Genomic DNA, 18,107 nt, shown 5'->3' with positions numbered 1-18,107 from the left:
ATCCACCGCTTTCGCGAGCAAGCTCGCTCCCACAGGGGAAAATGTGTTGAATTGATCTAACCCGCCCCGCGCAAATGTTCCATCGCCCACACAGCCGCCTCCACCCGCGAACGCAGGCCGAGCTTGTGCAGCAGGTTCTTCACATGGACCTTGACCGTGCCTTCGGTGATGCCCAGCTTGTGGCCGATGACCTTGTTGCTGTAGCCGCCGGCGATGGTCTTGAGCACCTGGCGTTCGCGTTCGGTCAGTTCCACATCGGCCTGGCGCGGCGGCGAGCGCAGGGCCTGGGCCATGACGCGGGTCAGGCCGGGGCTGATCACCAAGGCACCGTTGAGGGCGTCGCGGATGTACTGGATCAGCAGTTCCGGCTCCATATCCTTGAGCAGGTAACCATTGGCGTCCAGGCGCAGGGCATCGCGGATGTCGTCCTCGGCATCGGAGACAGTGAACAACAGCACCTTGCCGGTGTAGTGCATGGCGCGCAGCCGGCGCAGGGTCTCGATGCCGTTCATCTGCGGCATGTTGTTGTCCAGCAACACCAGGTTGGGTTGGAGCGGTTCGATCAGGGTCAGGGCTTCTTCGCCGTGGCTGGCTTCGCCAACGATCTGCAAATCGTCTTCGAGCTCGAGCATCTGGCGGATCCCGCGACGCATCATCGGGTGATCGTCGACCAGTAGCAGGGTGTGACGCAGGGGGGCGTTCATGTTGCGATGCCTTCAGTGGGTTGGCCCAGGAACTCCGGCTGGAAATGCACCTGGATACGGGTGCCCTGGGGTGTACGGGAGTGAATCTGCAGTTGGCCGTGCAGGCTGCGGGCCCGCTCGTTCATGATGTTCAGGCCATGGTGTTCGCGCTGGTCGACCTCGCCACTGAAGCCCCGGCCATCGTCTTCGATCGACAGGTGTACGGTCTCGCCTTCCTGGCGCAGTTCGAGCCAGGCGTTTTGTGCATGGGCATGGCGCAGGCAGTTGGACAGGGCTTCGCGGGTGATCTGCAGGATGTGGATTTGCTCGCTGGCCGACAGCTCGAAGGCCAGGGTGTCGACGAACAGGTGCACCTGGAAGTCCCCGCGGTTGGAGAACTCTTCGGCGGTGTCCTTGAGTTCCTCGACCAGGCCGTCGTCGTGGATTTGCAGGCGGAAGGTGGTGAGCAGTTCACGCAGTTGCCGATAGGCATTGTTCAGTCCCTCGCGCAGCTCGCCGGTGACGGTCTCCAGGGTGTGCACCGGTTCGCCCCGGCGCATCAGGGTCTGCATGCGGCTGACTTGTAGCTTCATGTACGACAAGGCCTGGGCCAGGGAGTCGTGCAGCTCGCGGGCAATGATCGTGCGTTCGTCGAGCAGCAGCAGGCGATGGTCCTGTTCGCGCTGACGCTTGAGGGACAGCGACGTGCCGATCAGGTTGGCCAGGGCCTGGATCAATGCGGTTTCCCAGGGTTGTGCCGCGTGACCGTCGACGAAATGCGCTTTGAGCTCACCCAGTTCGGTGCCCTGGTTACTGATGCTGAAGGCCTGCGGGCGAGCGGCGTTATGCCGGTGGCAACTGGCGCAATCGCTGCTGGCGCAGACCTGGCGGCTGGCGGCGCCATGCAGGGCCAGCAGGTGCCTGGCCGGAGCCTGCAATTGCCCCTGCAGGCACAGCGTCAGGCGCAACCCCGGCAAGCGCTGCTGGAATCGGCGGATAAGCTCATCCAGGCCTTCGGCATTGGCCTGTCGCGTCGCCAGGCTGCGACTGCTCTGGTACAGCAGTTCGAGGGCGGCGTTGGCCTGTTGCAGGTTCAAGGTCTTTTGCTGGACCTGGTTTTCCAGGGTGCGGTGGGATTGCTCGATGGTCTCGGCCATGGTGTTGAAACTGGTCGCCAACTGCCCCAGTTCGTCCTCGGACTGATGGTTGACCCGCACCTGGAATTCGCCACGGCGAAAGCGCTGGGTGGCGTCCACCAGTTCCTGCAAGGGCGTGACCACGCCGTACTGCAATTCATACAGGCCGATCAGCAGGATGATCATGGTGCTGAACAGCGCCATGCCCTGGATCGTCTGTTGCCAGCCTTGTTTGTGTTCGCTCTGGCGTTGCAGCAGGGTGACGAACTGGTCCAGTTGCTCAACGAAAGAAGGAGCGCTGCTTTGGAAAAACGCCGAATCGCCTCGCTCAATGGACGGGCGCAAGGTCTGGCTCCAGCGCTGGATGAGGTCGCGATAGCTCTTGTGCAGGGAGGTTTCCGGCCCATCTTCCAGCACGGCGCGCAGGGCCGGGCTGTCGAGGCGTTGTTGCAGGCTGTCGATGATCGCCGGGATGTCCTCGTTGGCCCCTGCCGCCAGTTTCCAGCTCAGGTGGTAGGTCTCCATGCGCACGGAACCGGCGGTATTGATGGCCGCGGCGTCGCCCTGGCTGAACCAGGCGATCAGCCCGGCGCTCAAGGAACTGGCCAGGGCCAGGATGGCGATCAGGATCACCGCCAGCCCGGCGCGAGCGGGCAGGGAACTGCGCAGCCAACCCATCATCGACGTAGGCCGGGAAGGCAAAACGGTGAACCGCACATAGGGGGGCGCCCTGGACCTGGGGGTGTAGCAGCCGATCCTGGGCGCACTACCTCTAAAGAGTTGCTGGCCGTTCCGTTTCCATAAAAGCCTCGGCCAACTGGATCAAAATATTGATAAACAAAGGGTTTCATCAATATCCAGGTCTACCTCCTTGGAGGTAGACGGGCCAAGCATAGGCCTGTACCGCCCCGAGGCACGTTGACCCAGGTCAAGTTTTCGCGGGGTTCCTGTCACTAGGCTGCGCTCAATCGAACTGACGGAGTGCATCGTGATGCGAGCGCAAGTGCAACAAGGGCTGGTACTAGGGATGAGTACCCTGGCCTTCACCGTGTGCTTCATGGTCTGGATGATGTTTGCCGTGCTCGGCGTTCCGATCAAGGAGCTGCTGGCTCTCAATGAGACCCAGTTCGGCCTGTTGGCGGCCACGCCGGTGCTGACCGGTTCGTTGGTGCGCTTGCCCTTGGGACTTCTGACCGACCGCTTTGGCGGACGGATCGTGTTCTTCCTGCTGATGCTGGCCTGCGTGTTGCCGCTGTACCTGATCACCCTCGCCACGGCCTTCTGGCAATTCCTGGTGCTGGGCCTGTTCGTCGGCCTGGCCGGCGGCTCGTTCTCGGTGGGCATCGCCTACGTCGCCAAGTGGTTCGACAAGCAGAACCAGGGCTTCGCCATGGGCGTCTTCGGTGCCGGCAACGCTGGTGCGGCGGTGACCAAGTTCCTCGCCCCGGCGCTGATCGCGTTTGGCTCCTGGCACCTGGTGCCCAAGGTGTTCAGCGCCATCCTGTTCATCACCGCGCTGCTGTTCTGGTTTCTCACCACCGAGAAAAAGGAACACAGCGGCACCGGCGGCGCCACGTTGCGCGAGCAGTTGAAAACCCTGAAAGAGCCGGCCGTGTGGCGCTACTGCCAGTACTACTCCATCGTGTTCGGCGGCTACGTGGCCCTGGCCTTGTGGATGACCAAATACTACGTGCAGGAATACGGCTTCAGCCTGCAAAGCGCAGCGCTGTTGGCGGCGTGTTTCTCCCTGCCTGGCGGTGTGCTGCGGGCCGTCGGTGGCTGGATGTCCGACCGCTGGGGCGCCCAGAGCGTGACCTGGTGGGTGTTGTGGGTGAGCTGGATCTGCCTGTTCCTGCTGTCCTACCCCCAGACCCAACTGCAAGTGCAAACCGTCAACGGCATCGTCGACTTCCATATCGGCCTCAACGCCACGCTGTTCACCGTGCTGCTGTTCGTGATGGGCATCGCCTTCGCGTTCGGCAAGGCCTCGGTCTTCAAGTACATCGCCAACGACTATCCGAAAAACATGGGCGCGGTGTCCGGCATCGTCGGCCTCGCCGGCGGCCTGGGCGGGTTCGTGCTGCCGATCATGTTCGGCGCCCTGGTGGACCTCACCGGCGTGCGCTCGTCCTGCTTCATGTTGATGTACGGCGTGGTCTGGGTCTCCCTGACCTGGATGTACTTCAGCGAAATGCGCAAGCGCCCGCTGCTGGGTAAACAGTCGCCGGCTAGCCAATCCCCGTTTTCCAGCATTGCCCAAGGAGAAGAACATGTCCGTTCTGCAAACGCCTGAAAAAGGCCCGGTCATTCATGACTGGCGTCCGGAAGACCCTGCTTTCTGGGGCAAGAGCGGCAAACTGACCGCCCGGCGCAACCTGTGGATCTCCATTCCAGCGCTGCTCTTGGCCTTCGCGGTCTGGATGGTCTGGAGCACGGTGATCGTGCGCCTCAACGCCATTGGCTTCAGCTTCACCACTGACCAATTGTTCTGGCTGGCGGCGTTGCCGGGGTTGTCCGGCGCGACCTTGCGCATCTTCTATTCGTTCATGGTGCCGATCTTCGGTGGCCGTCGCTGGACGGCCCTGAGCACCGCGTCGCTGCTGCTGCCGGCGCTATGGATGGGCTTCGCGGTGCAGAATCCGGCCACGCCCTACAGCGTGTTCGTGCTGATCGCGCTGCTCTGCGGTTTTGGCGGCGGCAACTTCGCCTCGAGCATGTCCAACATCAGCTTCTTCTACCCCAAGTCCCAACAGGGCACCGCCCTGGGCCTGAACGCCGGGCTGGGTAACCTGGGCGTGTCGGTGATGCAGTTCAGCGTGCCGCTGGTGATCTCCTTCGGTGTGTTCGGCTTCATGGGCGGCCAGCCTCAGGTGCTGGCCGATGGCAGCTCGCTGTGGCTGCAGAACGCCGGTTTCATCTGGGTGCCGTTCATCCTCGCCGTAACCTTGATTGCCTGGTTCGGCATGAACGATTTGTCCAGCGCCCGCGCATCGTTCAGCGAGCAGGCGGTGATCTTCAAGCGCAAGCACAACTGGCTGATGTGCTGGTTGTACCTGGCGACCTTCGGCTCGTTCATTGGTTTCTCCGCCGCGTTCCCGCTGCTGATCAAGACCTCGTTCCCGGAAGTCATTGCGCTTAAATTCGCCTTCCTCGGCCCGCTGGTCGGTGCGCTTGTGCGGCCGTTGGGTGGTTGGCTGGCGGACAAGCTTGGTGGCGCGAAGGTCACCCTGTGGAACTTCGTGCTGATGATCGTGATGGTGTTCGGCGTCTTGCACTTCCTGCCACAAGGCGGCCAGGGCGGCAGCTTCTACGGCTTCCTGGGCATGTTCATGTTGCTGTTCATCACCACCGGCGTGGGCAACGGTTCCACATTCCGCATGATCCCGGTGATCTTCCGCACCCTGCATGAAAAAGCCGCCCTGGGGAAAAAGCCCGAGGTGCGCGAGCAAGCGCTCAAGAACGCCGGCAAGGAGTCGGCGGCGGTGCTGGGTTTCAGCTCGGCCATGGGCGCCTTCGGTGCGTTCTTCATTCCTAAATCATTCGGCTCTTCGATGGCCCTGACCGGCGGCCCGGAGATGGCCTTCTACATGTTCGTCGGCTTCTACCTGAGCTGCATCGTGGTGACCTGGTGGTGGTACGCCCGCAAAGGCGCGGCGACACCCTGCTAAGACGAATTCAACTATTGCGTGGGCGGGGCGCAGACCCCGCGGAGCAAGCCTGAGAGGAAGACACTGTGAGTCATTTACTGGATCAACTGCGGTTCTTCAACCGCAAGCAAGGCGAGTTTTCAGACGGCCATGGCGAGACCCGCAAGGAGTCCCGCGACTGGGAAAACGTCTACCGTTCGCGCTGGCAGTACGACAAGATCGTACGTTCCACCCATGGGGTGAACTGCACCGGTTCGTGCTCGTGGAAAATCTACGTCAAGAACGGCCTGATTACCTGGGAAACCCAGCAGACCGACTACCCGCGCACCCGCAATGACCTGCCCAACCACGAACCACGGGGCTGCCCGCGTGGCGCGAGCTACAGCTGGTACATCTACAGCGCCAACCGGCTCAAGTACCCGAAGATCCGCAAGCCGTTGCTCAAGCTGTGGCGCGAAGCCCGGCAGACCCTGCCGCCTGTCGAAGCCTGGGCCAGCATCGTCGAGAACAAGGCCAAGGCCGACTCGTACAAGAGCAAGCGCGGCATGGGCGGCTTCATCCGCTCCAACTGGGAAGAAGTCAACGAGATCATTGCCGCCGCCAACGTCTACACCGTCAAGACGCACGGCCCGGACCGGGTGGTGGGTTTCTCGCCGATCCCGGCCATGTCGATGGTCAGTTATGCCGCCGGCTCGCGTTACCTGTCGCTGATCGGTGGTGTGTGCCTGAGCTTCTATGACTGGTACTGCGACTTGCCGCCCGCTTCGCCAATGGTGTGGGGCGAGCAGACCGACGTGCCGGAGTCGGCCGACTGGTACAACTCCAACTACATCATCGCCTGGGGCTCCAACGTCCCGCAAACCCGTACCCCTGATGCCCACTTCTTCACCGAGGTGCGCTACAAGGGCACCAAGACCGTGGCGATCACCCCGGACTACTCGGAAGTCGCCAAGCTCACCGACCTGTGGCTCAACCCCAAGCAGGGCACCGACGCTGCCCTGGCCCAGGCCTTCAACCATGTGATCTTCAAAGAATTTCACCTGGACAAGCCCAGCGTCTATTTCACCGAGTATGCCAAGCGCTACACCGACCTGCCGGTGCTGGTGATGCTCAAGCCGATGCTTGGCGCAGCGCCGGGCGCGGGTTACCAGCCGGACCGTTTCCTGCGGGCCAGTGACTTGACTGACAACCTCGGCCAAGAGAACAACCCGGAATGGAAAACCATCGCCCTGGATGCCTGCGGCGAACTGGTTTCACCCCAAGGCTCCATCGGCTATCGCTGGGGCGAGAAGGGCAAGTGGAACATCCTTCCCCGTGAAGGCGGCGAGGGCCGTGAGATCGACCTCAAGCTGAGCCTGATCGGCGGCGACGTCGCTGAGGTGGCGTTCCCGTACTTCGCCGGCGAAGCCCAGGAGTACTTCCAGCATGTGGCCGGTGACGCAGTGCAGTTCCGGCGGGTGCCGGTGCACAGCGTGGTGCTGGCCGACGGCAGCGTGGCGAAAGTCGCCACCGTGTTCGACCTGTCGGCCGCCAACCTGGCCATCGACCGTGGCCTGGGTGGCGCCAACGTCGCCAAGGACTACGACGATGCCTCGGTGCCCGGTACGCCGGCCTGGCAGGAGCAAATCACCGGTGTGAGCCGCGAGAAGGCGATCCAGATCGCCCGCGAGTTCGCCGACAACGCCGACAAGACCCGTGGACGCTCGATGATCATCGTCGGTGCGGCGATGAACCACTGGTACCACATGGACATGAACTACCGCGGGCTGATCAACATGCTCATGCTCTGCGGTTGCGTCGGCCAGACCGGCGGCGGCTGGGCCCACTATGTGGGCCAGGAAAAACTCCGTCCGCAATGCGGCTGGCTGCCCCTGGCCTTCGGCCTGGACTGGAGCCGCCCGCCACGGCAGATGAACGGCACTAGCTTCTTCTATGGCCACAGCTCGCAATGGCGTCACGAGAAGATGAGCATGCACGACGTGCTCTCGCCCCTGGCCGACAAGTCGCAGTTCCCCGAGCACGCCCTGGACTACAACATCCGCGCCGAACGGGCCGGCTGGTTGCCCAGCGCGCCGCAACTCAACACCAACCCGCTGCACATCTGCCGCGATGCCGCCGCCGCGGGCCTGGAGCCCAAGGACTATGTGGTCAAGTCGCTGCAGGACGGTTCCCTGCGCTTTGCCTGCGAACAGCCTGACAGCCCGGTGAACTTCCCGCGCAACATGTTCATCTGGCGTTCCAACCTGCTGGGCTCCTCGGGCAAGGGCCACGAGTACATGCTCAAGTACCTGCTGGGCACCAAGAACGGCGTGATGAACGAAGACATCGGTCATAGCACCGAGTGCAAGCCCACCGAAGCCGAATGGGTCGACGAGGGCGCCATTGGCAAGCTCGACCTGGTGACCACCCTGGACTTCCGCATGTCCTCGACCTGCGTGTATTCCGACATCGTCTTGCCGACCGCGACCTGGTACGAAAAAGACGACATGAACACCTCGGACATGCACCCGTTCATCCACCCGCTGTCGGCCGCCATCGATCCGGCCTGGGAGTCGCGTTCGGACTGGGAGATCTACAAGGGCATCGCCAAGGCGTTTTCCGCCATGTCGGTCGGCCACCTGGGTGTGGAAAAAGACCTGGTCACCGTACCGTTGATGCATGACAGCGTCGGCGAGCTGGCCCAACCCTTTGGCGGCACCGACTGGAAAAGCGCCGGTGTGGCGCCGGTCCCGGGCAAGAACGCACCGAACCTGCAAGTAGTGGAGCGCGACTACCCGAACATCTACAAGCAGTTCACGTCCCTGGGCCCGATGCTCGAGAAGCTCGGCAATGGTGGCAAGGGCATCAACTGGAACACCGAGACTGAAGTGAAATTCCTCGGCGAACTGAACCACAAGGAAGTCGAGGCCGGCATCAGCCAAGGGCGGCCGAAGATCGACAGCGCCATCGACGCCGCCGAAGTGATCCTGTCCCTGGCGCCGGAAACCAACGGCCATGTCGCGGTGAAAGCCTGGGCGGCGCTGTCGGAATTCACCGGCATCGACCACAGCCACCTGGCCGTCTCCAAGGAACACGAAGCCATTCGTTTCCGCGACATCCAGGCCCAGCCACGCAAGATCATTTCCAGCCCGACCTGGTCTGGCCTGGAAGACGATCACGTGAGCTACAACGCCGGCTACACCAACGTTCACGAGGCGATTCCATGGCGCACCATCACCGGTCGCCAGCAGTTCTACCAGGATCACCCGTGGATGCAGGCGTTCGGCGAGCAACTGATGAGTTACCGGCCGCCGGTCAACACCCGCACCATCGAAGGCGTGAAGGGCAAGCGCAGCAATGGCGAGACCGAGATCGTCCTGAACTGGATCACCCCGCACCAGAAGTGGGGCATCCACAGCACCTACAGCGACAACCTATTGATGCTGACCTTGAGCCGTGGCGGACCGATTGTCTGGCTTTCGGAAATCGACGCCAAGCGCGCCGGTATCGAGGACAACGACTGGATCGAGTGCTTCAACGTCAACGGCGCGCTAACCGCTCGTGCGGTGGTCAGCCAGCGGGTCAAGGAAGGCATGGTGATGATGTACCACGCCCAGGAACGGATCGTGAACGTACCCGGTTCGGAAACCACCAAGACCCGTGGCGGCCACCACAACTCGGTGACCCGCGTGGTGCTCAAGCCCACCCACATGATCGGTGGCTACGCCCAACAGGCCTACGGCTTCAACTATTACGGCACGGTCGGATGCAACCGCGACGAGTTCGTCGTGGTGCGCAAGATGTCCAAGGTCGATTGGCTCGACGGTTCCAGTGGCGATGATCTGCCGCGTCCACTGCCGACTGATATCGAGGAGAACTGAGATGAAGATTCGCTCACAAATCGGCATGGTCCTGAACCTGGACAAATGCATCGGCTGCCACACCTGCTCGATCACCTGCAAGAACGTCTGGACCAGCCGCGAAGGCATGGAATACGCCTGGTTCAACAACGTTGAATCCAAGCCGGGCATCGGCTACCCCAAGGAGTGGGAAAACCAGGACAAGTGGAAGGGCGGCTGGGTCCGTAACGCCGACGGTTCGATCAACCCGCGCATCGGCGGCAAGTTCCGCGTGTTGGCGAACATCTTCGCCAACCCGGACCTGCCCAGCCTGGACGATTACTACGAACCGTTCGACTTCGACTATCAGCACCTGCACACCGCGCCACTGGGCGAGCATCAACCCACCGCCCGCCCGCGTTCGCTGGTGTCTGGCAAGCGCATGCAGAAAATCGAATGGGGCCCGAACTGGGAGGAAATCCTCGGTACCGAGTTCGCCAAGCGGCGCAAGGACAAGAACTTCGACAAGATCCAGGCAGACATCTACGGCGAGTACGAAAACACTTTCATGATGTACCTGCCGCGCCTGTGCGAGCACTGCCTGAACCCGGCGTGCGCCGCATCGTGCCCCAGCGGCGCGATCTACAAGCGCGAAGAGGACGGCATCGTCCTGATCGACCAGGAGAAATGCCGTGGCTGGCGCATGTGCATCAGTGGCTGCCCGTACAAGAAGATCTATTTCAACTGGAAGAGCGGCAAGTCGGAAAAATGCATCTTCTGCTACCCGCGTATCGAAGCCGGGATGCCGACCGTTTGCGCTGAAACCTGCGTCGGCCGCATCCGTTATCTCGGCGTGCTGCTGTATGACGCCGACCGCATCAGCGAAGTGGCGAGCACCGCCGATGAGAAGGACCTGTACGAGAAGCAACTGGAGATTTTCCTCGACCCCAACGACCCGGCAGTGATTCGCCAGGCCCTGGCCGATGGCGTGCCACAGTCGGTGATCGATTCGGCGCAACGTTCGCCGGTCTACAAAATGGCCGTGGATTGGAAACTTGCGCTGCCGCTGCACCCGGAATACCGCACCTTGCCAATGGTCTGGTACGTGCCGCCACTGTCACCGATCCAGAACGCGGCCGCCGCCGGTACCGTGGGCATGAACGGGGTGATCCCGGATGTCGACAGCCTGCGCATTCCGCTGCGTTACCTGGCGAACATGCTCACCGCCGGCGATGAAAAACCGGTCAAGCGCGCCCTCAAGCGTCTGCTGGCGATGCGGGCCTACAAGCGCTCCGAACAGGTCGACGGCGTGCAGGACTTGCAAGTGCTGGCCGACGTCGGCTTGAGCGTGAACCAGGTGGAAGAGATGTACCGCTACCTGGCCATCGCCAACTACGAAGACCGTTTCGTCGTACCGAGCGCCCACCGTGAAGACGCCATGAGCGATGCGTTCGCCGAACGCTCCGGTTGTGGTTTCAGCTTCGGCAGCGGCTGCAGCGGCAGCTCTGACACCAACATGTTCGGCGGCAAGAAGGCCAATCGTCGCGACGTGATCAAAACCGTGCAGTTGTGGGAGGAATGAACATGCGCATTCTCAAGGTGATTTCGTTGCTGCTCGATTATCCGACCGAGACCCTGGTGGCCGGTCGCGACGAGCTGGAGCAGGCCATTGCGCAGGCGCGGGAAATCAGTCCCCAGCAGCGCGCCGGGCTGTTCGAATTGCTGGAAGTGATCTGCGGCAAGGACTTGATGGACGGCCAGGAACACTACGGCGCGCTGTTCGGCCGGGGCCGTTCGCTGTCGCTGCTGTTGTTCGAACATGTCCATGGCGAGTCCCGCGACCGGGGCCAGGCCATGGTGGACATGATGGCGCAGTACGAAGAGGCCGGTTTCGCCATCGGCGTCAAAGAGTTGCCTGACTACATCCCGCTGTACCTGGAGTTTCTTTCTACCCGCGAAGACATCGAGGCCCGCGAGGGCCTGGCGGATGTGGCGCATCTGCTGGCCTTGCTCGCGGCGCGCCTGGACGAGCGTGAAAGCGTCTACGCCAGTTGCTTCCGGGCGTTGTTGCAAATCGCCGGGGCCGAACCCCAGGTGGCGGTGGCCGAGTTGCGTGAGCAAGTGAAGGCCGAGCCTCGGGACGACTCCCTCGAAGCCCTGGACAAGATCTGGGAAGAAGAGCAGGTGGATTTCATGAAGGCCGAACAGCAGGATCGTTGCAGTTCACTGCCCAGCGCGCCAGGCAAGGCGCGGGACGAAAGCGCGGTGCCGTTGCACTGGGTGGATTTTCAGCATGAAGGGCGGGCCGCAGCGCCAGCCGGGGAGGTGGGCAATGTCTAAATGGGATCTGTTGTTGTTCGGGGTCTACCCCTATGTCGCTTTGGCGATTTGCCTGCTCGGCAGCTGGGCACGGTTTGACCTGTCCCAGTACACCTGGAAGGCCGGTTCCAGCCAGATGCTGAACAAGCGTGGCATGCGCGTGGCGAGCAACCTGTTTCACGTTGGCGTGCTGTTCGTGTTGGCCGGGCACTTCGTCGGCCTGCTGACGCCGGCGGCGATCTATCACCATGTGCTGAGCACTGAGAACAAGCAGTTGCTGGCGATGGTTTCCGGTGGGTTCTTCGGCGTGCTGGGCCTGATCGGCCTGGTGATGCTGCTCAACCGCCGCTTGACCGACCCACGGGTGCGCGCCACCTCCAATGTCTCGGACATCCTCGTGCTGGTGGTGTTGCTGGTGCAACTGGTGCTGGGGCTGATGACCATCGTCGCATCCACCGCCCATATGGACGGCTCGGTGATGGTGATGCTGGCCGACTGGGCCCAGAACACTGTGCTGTTGCGGCCGGTGGAAGCCGCTACCGCGATAGCGCCGGTGGGCCTGGTCTACAAGCTCCACGTGGTGCTGGGCTTGACCCTGTTCGTGCTGTTCCCGTTCACCCGTCTGGTTCACATCGTCAGTGCGCCGGTCTGGTACCTGGGGCGTCGTTATCAAATCGTTCGGCAGAAGTTCTGAGGAGAAGATCATGGCGAGTGGATGCGGATGTGGCGGTGGTAGCGGTGGCGGTGGTTGCGGTTCCTCGGCAAAAGTGCCGCCGGTGGTGGATGTGGAGCCCGTAGGGGCGGTGCAGTTCGAGCCGGCCCAGGCCGGGTCGGTGGTGGAAGATCAAGCGCCAGAATTGATCGCCAGCAGTGAGCAGGAGTGGCCGATCATCAGCGTCAACGGGGTGTCGATCACCCCCCAGGCGATGGCCCTGGAGCTGCAATATCACCCGGCCGATAGTCGCGAGAACGCGGTGTACCAGGCCGCTCGGGCCCTGGTGATTCGCCAATTGCTCCAGCAGCGTATCGCCGAGCTGGGTCTGGCGTTGCAGGTCGGTGCCGGTGAAAACGAAGAAGAGGCCGCCACGCGGCTGTTGCTCGAACGCGAGGTGCAGGTGCCGCAGTGTGACGAGGCCACCTGCCTGCGTTACTACGAAAGCAACCGGGCGCGCTTTCACAGCGCGCCGTTGCTGGCGGTGCGGCACATCCTGCTCGAATGCGCGCCGGACGATGCCGAGGCCCGTAGCCTGGCCCATGTCCAGGCCGAGTTGCTGCTGGAGCGGCTGGACCAGTTCCCGGGCAGCTTCGCCGAGTTGGCGCTGAAATATTCGGCGTGTCCATCCAAGGCGCAGGGCGGCTCGCTGGGGCAGATCAGCAAGGGCCAGACCGTGCCTGAACTGGAGCGCCAATTGTTCACCCTGCCGGCGGGCCTTGCGGGCAAGCCGCTGGAAAGTCGCTACGGCTGGCATGTGATCAGCATCGACCAGCGCATCGATGGCCAGCCGTTGCCGTATGAGGCCGTGGCGACAGCGATTCATACGCAGTTGCAGCAGGGCGTTTGGCAAAAGGCGCTGGTGCAATACCTGCAAACCCTGATCGGTGCGGCGGATATTCGCGGCATTCACCTTCAGGGCGCCGACTCGCCGCTGGTGCAGTGAGCACAGATTCAATCGGGAGATCTTCATGAACGCGGTGTTGCAGGACGGATTTGGGCGCCAGATCGATTATTTGCGGATGTCGGTGACCGATCGTTGTGATTTTCGTTGTGTGTATTGCATGGCGAAAAACATGATCTTCCTGCCGCGTCAGCAAGTCTTGACCCTGGAAGAGTTGCAGCGCCTGGCACGGCTGTTCGTCGGCCTGGGGGTGAAGAAAATTCGCCTGACTGGTGGCGAGCCGCTGATCCGCCCGGGCATCGTCGGGTTGTGTCGCGACATCGCGGCACTGCCCGGCTTGCGAGAGCTGGTAATGACCAGCAATGGCTCGCAGTTGGGGCGATTGGCCCAGCCGCTGGTCGAGGCTGGGGTCAAGCGCATGAACATCAGCCTCGACAGCCTCGACGGTGAGCGTTTCCGGGCGATCACCCGTAACGGCAACCTCGATCAGGTGCTGGCAGGGATTGAAGCGGCGAAGGTGGCCGGGTTCAAGCGGATCAAGCTCAACTGTGTGGTGATGAAAGGGCGCAACTTCGATGAGGTCCCGGCGCTTGTGCAGTACGCCATCGAGCAACACATCGATATCAGTTTTATCGAGGAAATGCCGTTGGGGGAGGTGGGGCGTTCCCGGGGGGAATCGTTTTGTTCCAGCGATGAGGTCCGGGCCGAGATCGCTCGCCATCACCGGCTGCTGGACAGTACCGAAAACAGCGGCGGGCCGGCGCGTTATGTGCGTTTGGAACAGCATCCGGATACCCGGATCGGTTTCATTTCCCCCAACACCCACAACTTTTGCGCCAGTTGCAATCGGGTGCGTATGACGGTCGAGGGGCGCCTGTTGTTGTGCCTGGGGCAGGAGGACTCTCTCGATTTGCGTGGTTTGCTGCGGCGTTATCCGCTGGATGACCAGCCGGTTATCCAGGCGGTGCAGCAGGCGTTGCGCGGCAAGCCATTGCGGCATGACTTCAACCCGGGTGGGGAGGTGCAGATTGTGCGATTCATGAATATGAGTGGGGGTTAAGGGGTTACGCGGGCACTGTGGCGAGGGCGCTTGCTCCCGCTGGGCTGCGTAGCCGTCCTGTTCTGGGTGCTGGGGTGCTGGGGTGCTGGTGTGCTGGGGACATATCCGTTTCTGCGGTAACGGCGGCTGGCGGTTCCGCTCTTACAGCGGGTCACTTTTGGAAGAGCGCCAAAAGTAACCAAAAACGCTTTGCCCCACCACTCGGCACCTCGCCTAGGCTCGGTGTGCCCTCTCTCCGGCATTGCTCCGTGGGCCGCCGCGAAGGGCCATCCATGGCCCAGCGCGGCTACCTCGGCATCCATGCCGAGGTGCCCACTACGCAATGCCTGCGTTCGGCCATCGTGGTTAACGGGGCCCCCCAGATCAAAAGCCAGCGCGAGGCGGCCTGCCAGCCGACCTGGCTCTGACGGTCATAGCCCGATCCAACTGTGGGAGCGAGCCTGCTCGCGAAGGCGGCCTTATAGCCGACCTGATTCTCACGGTCATAGCCCGATCCAACTGTGGGAGCGAGCTCGCTCGCGAAGGCGGCCTTATAGCCAACCTGATTCTCACGGTCATACCCCGATCCAACTGTGGGAGCGAGCTTGCTCGCGAAGGCGGCCTTATAGCCGACCTGATTCTCACGGTCATACCCCGATCCAACTGTGGGAGCGGGCTTGCTCGCGAAGGCGGCCTGCCAGGCGCATTGCTCCCCTCCAAGCAGGTTGGTCGTCGCCCCGGTTCTTGATATCGATCAATTGCAACTCGAACATTTAGCCGTACTCTCCACTGCATGTTGTGTTTTTAAATATTAAAAAGCCTATATGTAGTGTCTGGAGCCAAAATGCAGAGCACGTTGATCTCAGTAGGGTGTAACCGCTTGCACAAGCGCGATGGCAGTGTGGTCGCCTTTGATGCGGACAAGATCCGCCAGGCGCTGATCGCCGCCGGCAAGGCCACTGGTGAGTACGCCGAAGCCGAGGCCGAAGGGTTGCTTCAGGCGGTATTGGCGCGGCTGGAAGGGCAGACGCGGTTGAACGTCGAGCAGATCCAGGACCGCGTCGAGCGCGTTCTGATGGACGCCGGGTATTTCCTGTCCATGCGCGCCTACATTGTCTATCGCGAGCAACACGGACGCCTGCGTCGGAATCGCCGTACGCTGGTGGAAGTCGCCACTTCGATGAACGAATACCTGGATCGCGAAGACTGGCGCGTGCAGGCCAACGCCAACCAGGGCTATTCCCTCGGCGGGCTGATCCTCAACGTATCGGGCAAGGTCACCGCCAATTACTGGCTCGACGAAGTCTACAGCCAGGCCATCGGCGAGGCGCATCGCGAGGCGGACCTGCATATCCACGACCTGGACATGCTCGCCGGCTACTGTGCCGGCTGGTCCTTGCGCACCCTCTTGCATGAAGGCCTCAACGGCGTGCCAGGGCGGGTCGAGGCTGGGCCGCCCAAGCACCTGAGCAGCGCCCTGGGACAGATGGTGAATTTCCTCGGTACCCTGCAAAACGAATGGGCCGGCGCCCAGGCGTTCAGCTCGTTCGACACCTATCTGGCGCCCTATGTGCGCAAGGACCGGCTCAGCTACGACCAGGTTCGCCAGTCGTTGCAGGAGTTCATCTACAACCTCAACGTGCCGTCACGCTGGGGCACGCAAACCCCGTTCACCAACCTGACGTTCGACTGGGTCTGCCCCCAGGACCTGCGCGAACAGATCCCGGTCATCGGCGGTGAAGAAATGCCGTTCGCCTACGGTGACCTGCAAGCGGAAATGGAGCTGATCAACCGCGCCTACATCGAGGTGATGCAGGCCGGCGATGCGAAAGGCCGGGTCTTCACCTTCCCGATCCCGACCTACAACATCACCCATGACTTCCCGTGGGACAGCGAGAACGCCGACCGGCTGTTCGAAATGACCGCCCGCTACGGCTTGCCGTATTTCCAGAACTTCCTCAACTCGGACATGCAACCCAACCAAGTGCGGTCGATGTGCTGCCGCCTGCAACTGGACGTGCGCGAGCTGCTCAAGCGCGGCGGCGGCCTGTTCGGCTCGGCGGAACAGACCGGTTCCCTGGGCGTGGTGACGATCAACTGCGCGCGCCTGGGCTACCTGTACAAAGGCAACACCAGCGGGTTACTGCAACGCATCGATACCCTGATGGAACTGGCGAAAGAGAGCCTGGAGGTCAAGCGCAAGGTCATCCAGCATCACATGGATGCCGGTTTGTACCCCTACACCAAGCGCTACCTCGGCACGTTGCGCAACCACTTCTCCACCATCGGCGTGAACGGCCTGCATGAAATGCTGCGCAATTTCACCGATGACCAGCAAGGCCTGCACACCGAGCAGGGCCGGGCATTCGCTCTGAAACTGCTGGACCACGTGCGGGCCACGTTGCTGCGTTTCCAGGAGGAAACCGGCCACCTCTACAACCTCGAAGCCACGCCCGCCGAAGGCACCACGTACCGCTTCGCCAAGGAAGACCTCAAGCGCTACCCGGATATCCTGCAGGCTGGCAGCCCGGTCGCGCCGTACTACACCAACTCGTCGCAACTGCCGGTGGGCTTCACCGACGATCCGTTCGAAGCCCTGGAGCTGCAAGACGAACTGCAATGCAAATACACCGGCGGGACCGTGTTGCACCTGTACATGGCCGAGCAGATTTCCTCGACCCAGGCCTGCAAGCAACTGGTGCGCAAAGCCCTGGGCCGTTTCCGCCTGCCGTACCTGACCATCACGCCGACCTTTTCCATCTGCCCGGTGCACGGCTACCTGGCCGGCGAACACGAGTTTTGCCCCAAATGCGACGAGGCCTTGCTGCTGCAACAGCAGTTGGCAGGCAGCGTTCACTGATCCGATCCATCGACCGCAAGGAGCTTCACCTATGAATGCATCACAAAGCCTTCCACCCGCACAGCGTCAACGTTGCGAAGTCTGGACCCGGGTGATGGGGTATCACCGCCCGGTGGCGGCCTTCAACCCCGGTAAGCAATCCGAGCATCGTGAGCGGGTGCACTTCACCGAACGTGCGGCCGGGCGTCCATGAGTCGAGTGTTACGGGTCGGGGGCATGGTGCCCCTGACCACCCTCGATTATCCGGGCCAACTGGCCTGTGTGCTGTTTTGCCAGGGGTGTGCCTGGCGTTGTCGTTATTGCCATAACCCGCAACTGATCCCGCCACGCGGCAGCGAGGAGGTGGAGTGGTGCCGGGTATTGGCGTTCCTGCAACGCCGTCAGGACCTGCTCGACGCCGTGGTGTTCAGCGGCGGTGAGCCGACCTTGCAGGACGGCCTGGCGCCGGCCATGGAGCAAGTGCGGCAGATGGGTTTTCGCATCGGCCTGCACAGCGCCGGCATCAAGCCGGCGGCCTTCGCCAAAGTGGTCGGGCTTGCCGACTGGGTGGGGTTCGACATCAAGGCCTTGCCTGAAGATGCCCTGGAGGTGACCCGGGTCGAAGGCAGCGGTGCCGCCAATTGGCGCAGCCTCGACCACCTGCTGGACAGCGGCGTCGATTATGAATGTCGCACGACGGTGCACTGGCATCTGTTCGACCCGGAGCGGTTGCTGACCCTGGCCCGACGCCTGAGCGAGCGCGGCGTCACCCGGTTTGCCGTGCAACTGGTGCGCACTGCGCGGATGCTCGACCCCCATCTCTCCAGCGTCTCGGCGCAGGCCTTGCAGCCCGAATTATGGGCCGCCATGCGCGAGCTGTTTCCCTCGTTTGTATTACGCAGTTGAACGCACGCTGGGTTGAGTGATTGCCCGCCACCCCCCCCTGTGGGAGCGGGCTTGCTCGCGAAAGCGGTGGGTCAGCTTGCGATGATGTTGGATGTACCAACGCC

13 protein-coding genes are annotated in these 18,107 nt (G+C 62.3%); 11 read left to right on the top strand and 2 right to left on the bottom strand.

Going from position 1 to position 18,107, the window contains the following annotated elements; all coding sequences use genetic code 11:
• Positions 1–56 precede the first annotated feature (56 nt).
• A complete protein-coding gene (gene narL / locus AB7M32_RS19870; protein WP_454251066.1) occupies positions 57–704 on the bottom strand; it encodes a two-component system response regulator NarL in 648 nt (215 codons plus the stop codon).
• On the bottom strand, positions 701–2,500 hold the full coding sequence (locus tag AB7M32_RS19865; protein ID WP_454251065.1) for a HAMP domain-containing protein: 1,800 nt from the start codon (positions 2,498–2,500) through the stop codon (positions 701–703). Before AB7M32_RS19865 ends, narL begins: the two co-directional genes overlap by 4 nt.
• 310 nt (positions 2,501–2,810) lie before the next feature.
• Between AB7M32_RS19865 and AB7M32_RS19860 the strand changes: the two genes are divergently transcribed.
• The 11 genes from AB7M32_RS19860 (at position 2,811) to AB7M32_RS19810 (ending at position 18,003) form a co-directional block, all read left to right on the top strand.
• On the top strand, positions 2,811–4,112 hold the full coding sequence (locus AB7M32_RS19860) for an MFS transporter (RefSeq protein WP_219734580.1): 1,302 nt from the start codon (positions 2,811–2,813) through the stop codon (positions 4,110–4,112).
• Entirely contained in the window at positions 4,090–5,487 is a 1,398-nt protein-coding gene (locus AB7M32_RS19855; protein ID WP_072404316.1) for a NarK family nitrate/nitrite MFS transporter, read from the top strand. Before AB7M32_RS19860 ends, AB7M32_RS19855 begins: the two co-directional genes overlap by 23 nt.
• A 65-nt stretch (positions 5,488–5,552) precedes the next feature.
• Positions 5,553–9,326, top strand: coding sequence for a nitrate reductase subunit alpha (locus tag AB7M32_RS19850; protein WP_454251064.1), 3,774 nt, complete (start codon positions 5,553–5,555; stop codon positions 9,324–9,326).
• A gap of 1 nt (position 9,327) precedes the next feature.
• Positions 9,328–10,866, top strand: coding sequence for a nitrate reductase subunit beta (narH, locus tag AB7M32_RS19845; RefSeq protein WP_060742099.1), 1,539 nt, complete (start codon positions 9,328–9,330; stop codon positions 10,864–10,866).
• Positions 10,867–10,868: 2 nt separating this feature from the next.
• Positions 10,869–11,624: a nitrate reductase molybdenum cofactor assembly chaperone gene (narJ, locus tag AB7M32_RS19840; protein WP_158456000.1), complete on the top strand. Its 756-nt coding sequence runs from the start codon at positions 10,869–10,871 to the stop codon at positions 11,622–11,624.
• The gene (gene narI, locus AB7M32_RS19835) at positions 11,617–12,297 is read left to right on the top strand and encodes a respiratory nitrate reductase subunit gamma (protein ID WP_060742101.1); all 681 of its coding nucleotides are present in this window, start codon (positions 11,617–11,619) and stop codon (positions 12,295–12,297) included. Before narJ ends, narI begins: the two co-directional genes overlap by 8 nt.
• 10 nt (positions 12,298–12,307) lie before the next feature.
• Complete coding sequence (locus tag AB7M32_RS19830) at positions 12,308–13,261, top strand: peptidylprolyl isomerase (protein WP_454251063.1); 954 nt, start codon at positions 12,308–12,310, stop codon at positions 13,259–13,261.
• 25 nt (positions 13,262–13,286) lie between these two features.
• A complete protein-coding gene (gene moaA, locus AB7M32_RS19825) occupies positions 13,287–14,279 on the top strand; it encodes a GTP 3',8-cyclase MoaA (RefSeq protein ID WP_454251062.1) in 993 nt (330 codons plus the stop codon).
• A gap of 823 nt (positions 14,280–15,102) precedes the next feature.
• Complete coding sequence (locus tag AB7M32_RS19820) at positions 15,103–17,118, top strand: ribonucleoside triphosphate reductase (RefSeq protein ID WP_454251061.1); 2,016 nt, start codon at positions 15,103–15,105, stop codon at positions 17,116–17,118.
• A gap of 31 nt (positions 17,119–17,149) precedes the next feature.
• Positions 17,150–17,311 carry an anaerobic ribonucleoside-triphosphate reductase gene (gene nrdD, locus AB7M32_RS19815; protein WP_092174522.1) on the top strand — a complete coding sequence of 54 codons (162 nt, stop codon included), beginning with the start codon at positions 17,150–17,152 and terminating at the stop codon, positions 17,309–17,311.
• The gene (locus AB7M32_RS19810; RefSeq protein WP_454251060.1) at positions 17,308–18,003 is read left to right on the top strand and encodes an anaerobic ribonucleoside-triphosphate reductase activating protein; all 696 of its coding nucleotides are present in this window, start codon (positions 17,308–17,310) and stop codon (positions 18,001–18,003) included. The genes nrdD and AB7M32_RS19810 overlap by 4 nt, the downstream gene beginning before the upstream one ends.
• The last annotated feature ends 104 nt before the right edge of the window (positions 18,004–18,107 follow it).

The sequence above is a fragment of the Pseudomonas sp. R151218B TE3479 genome, from assembly GCF_053629195.1.
The sequence above is the reverse complement of the archived record's forward strand: the minus strand, read 5'-3'. Positions and strand labels throughout refer to the sequence as shown.

What these genes read in the sequence shown, in the direction of transcription:
- narL (WP_454251066.1), bottom strand. Translation starts at nt 704, where the DNA reads ATGAACGCCCCCCTGCGTCACACCCTGCTACTGGTCGACGATCACCCG.
- AB7M32_RS19865 (WP_454251065.1), bottom strand. Translation starts at nt 2,500, where the DNA reads ATGATGGGTTGGCTGCGCAGTTCCCTGCCCGCTCGCGCCGGGCTGGCG.
- AB7M32_RS19860 (WP_219734580.1), top strand. Translation starts at nt 2,811, where the DNA reads ATGCGAGCGCAAGTGCAACAAGGGCTGGTACTAGGGATGAGTACCCTG.
- AB7M32_RS19855 (WP_072404316.1), top strand. Translation starts at nt 4,090, where the DNA reads ATGTCCGTTCTGCAAACGCCTGAAAAAGGCCCGGTCATTCATGACTGG.
- narH (WP_060742099.1), top strand. Translation starts at nt 9,328, where the DNA reads ATGAAGATTCGCTCACAAATCGGCATGGTCCTGAACCTGGACAAATGC.
- narJ (WP_158456000.1), top strand. Translation starts at nt 10,869, where the DNA reads ATGCGCATTCTCAAGGTGATTTCGTTGCTGCTCGATTATCCGACCGAG.
- narI (WP_060742101.1), top strand. Translation starts at nt 11,617, where the DNA reads ATGTCTAAATGGGATCTGTTGTTGTTCGGGGTCTACCCCTATGTCGCT.
- AB7M32_RS19830 (WP_454251063.1), top strand. Translation starts at nt 12,308, where the DNA reads ATGGCGAGTGGATGCGGATGTGGCGGTGGTAGCGGTGGCGGTGGTTGC.
- moaA (WP_454251062.1), top strand. Translation starts at nt 13,287, where the DNA reads ATGAACGCGGTGTTGCAGGACGGATTTGGGCGCCAGATCGATTATTTG.
- AB7M32_RS19820 (WP_454251061.1), top strand. Translation starts at nt 15,103, where the DNA reads ATGCAGAGCACGTTGATCTCAGTAGGGTGTAACCGCTTGCACAAGCGC.
- nrdD (WP_092174522.1), top strand. Translation starts at nt 17,150, where the DNA reads ATGAATGCATCACAAAGCCTTCCACCCGCACAGCGTCAACGTTGCGAA.
- AB7M32_RS19810 (WP_454251060.1), top strand. Translation starts at nt 17,308, where the DNA reads ATGAGTCGAGTGTTACGGGTCGGGGGCATGGTGCCCCTGACCACCCTC.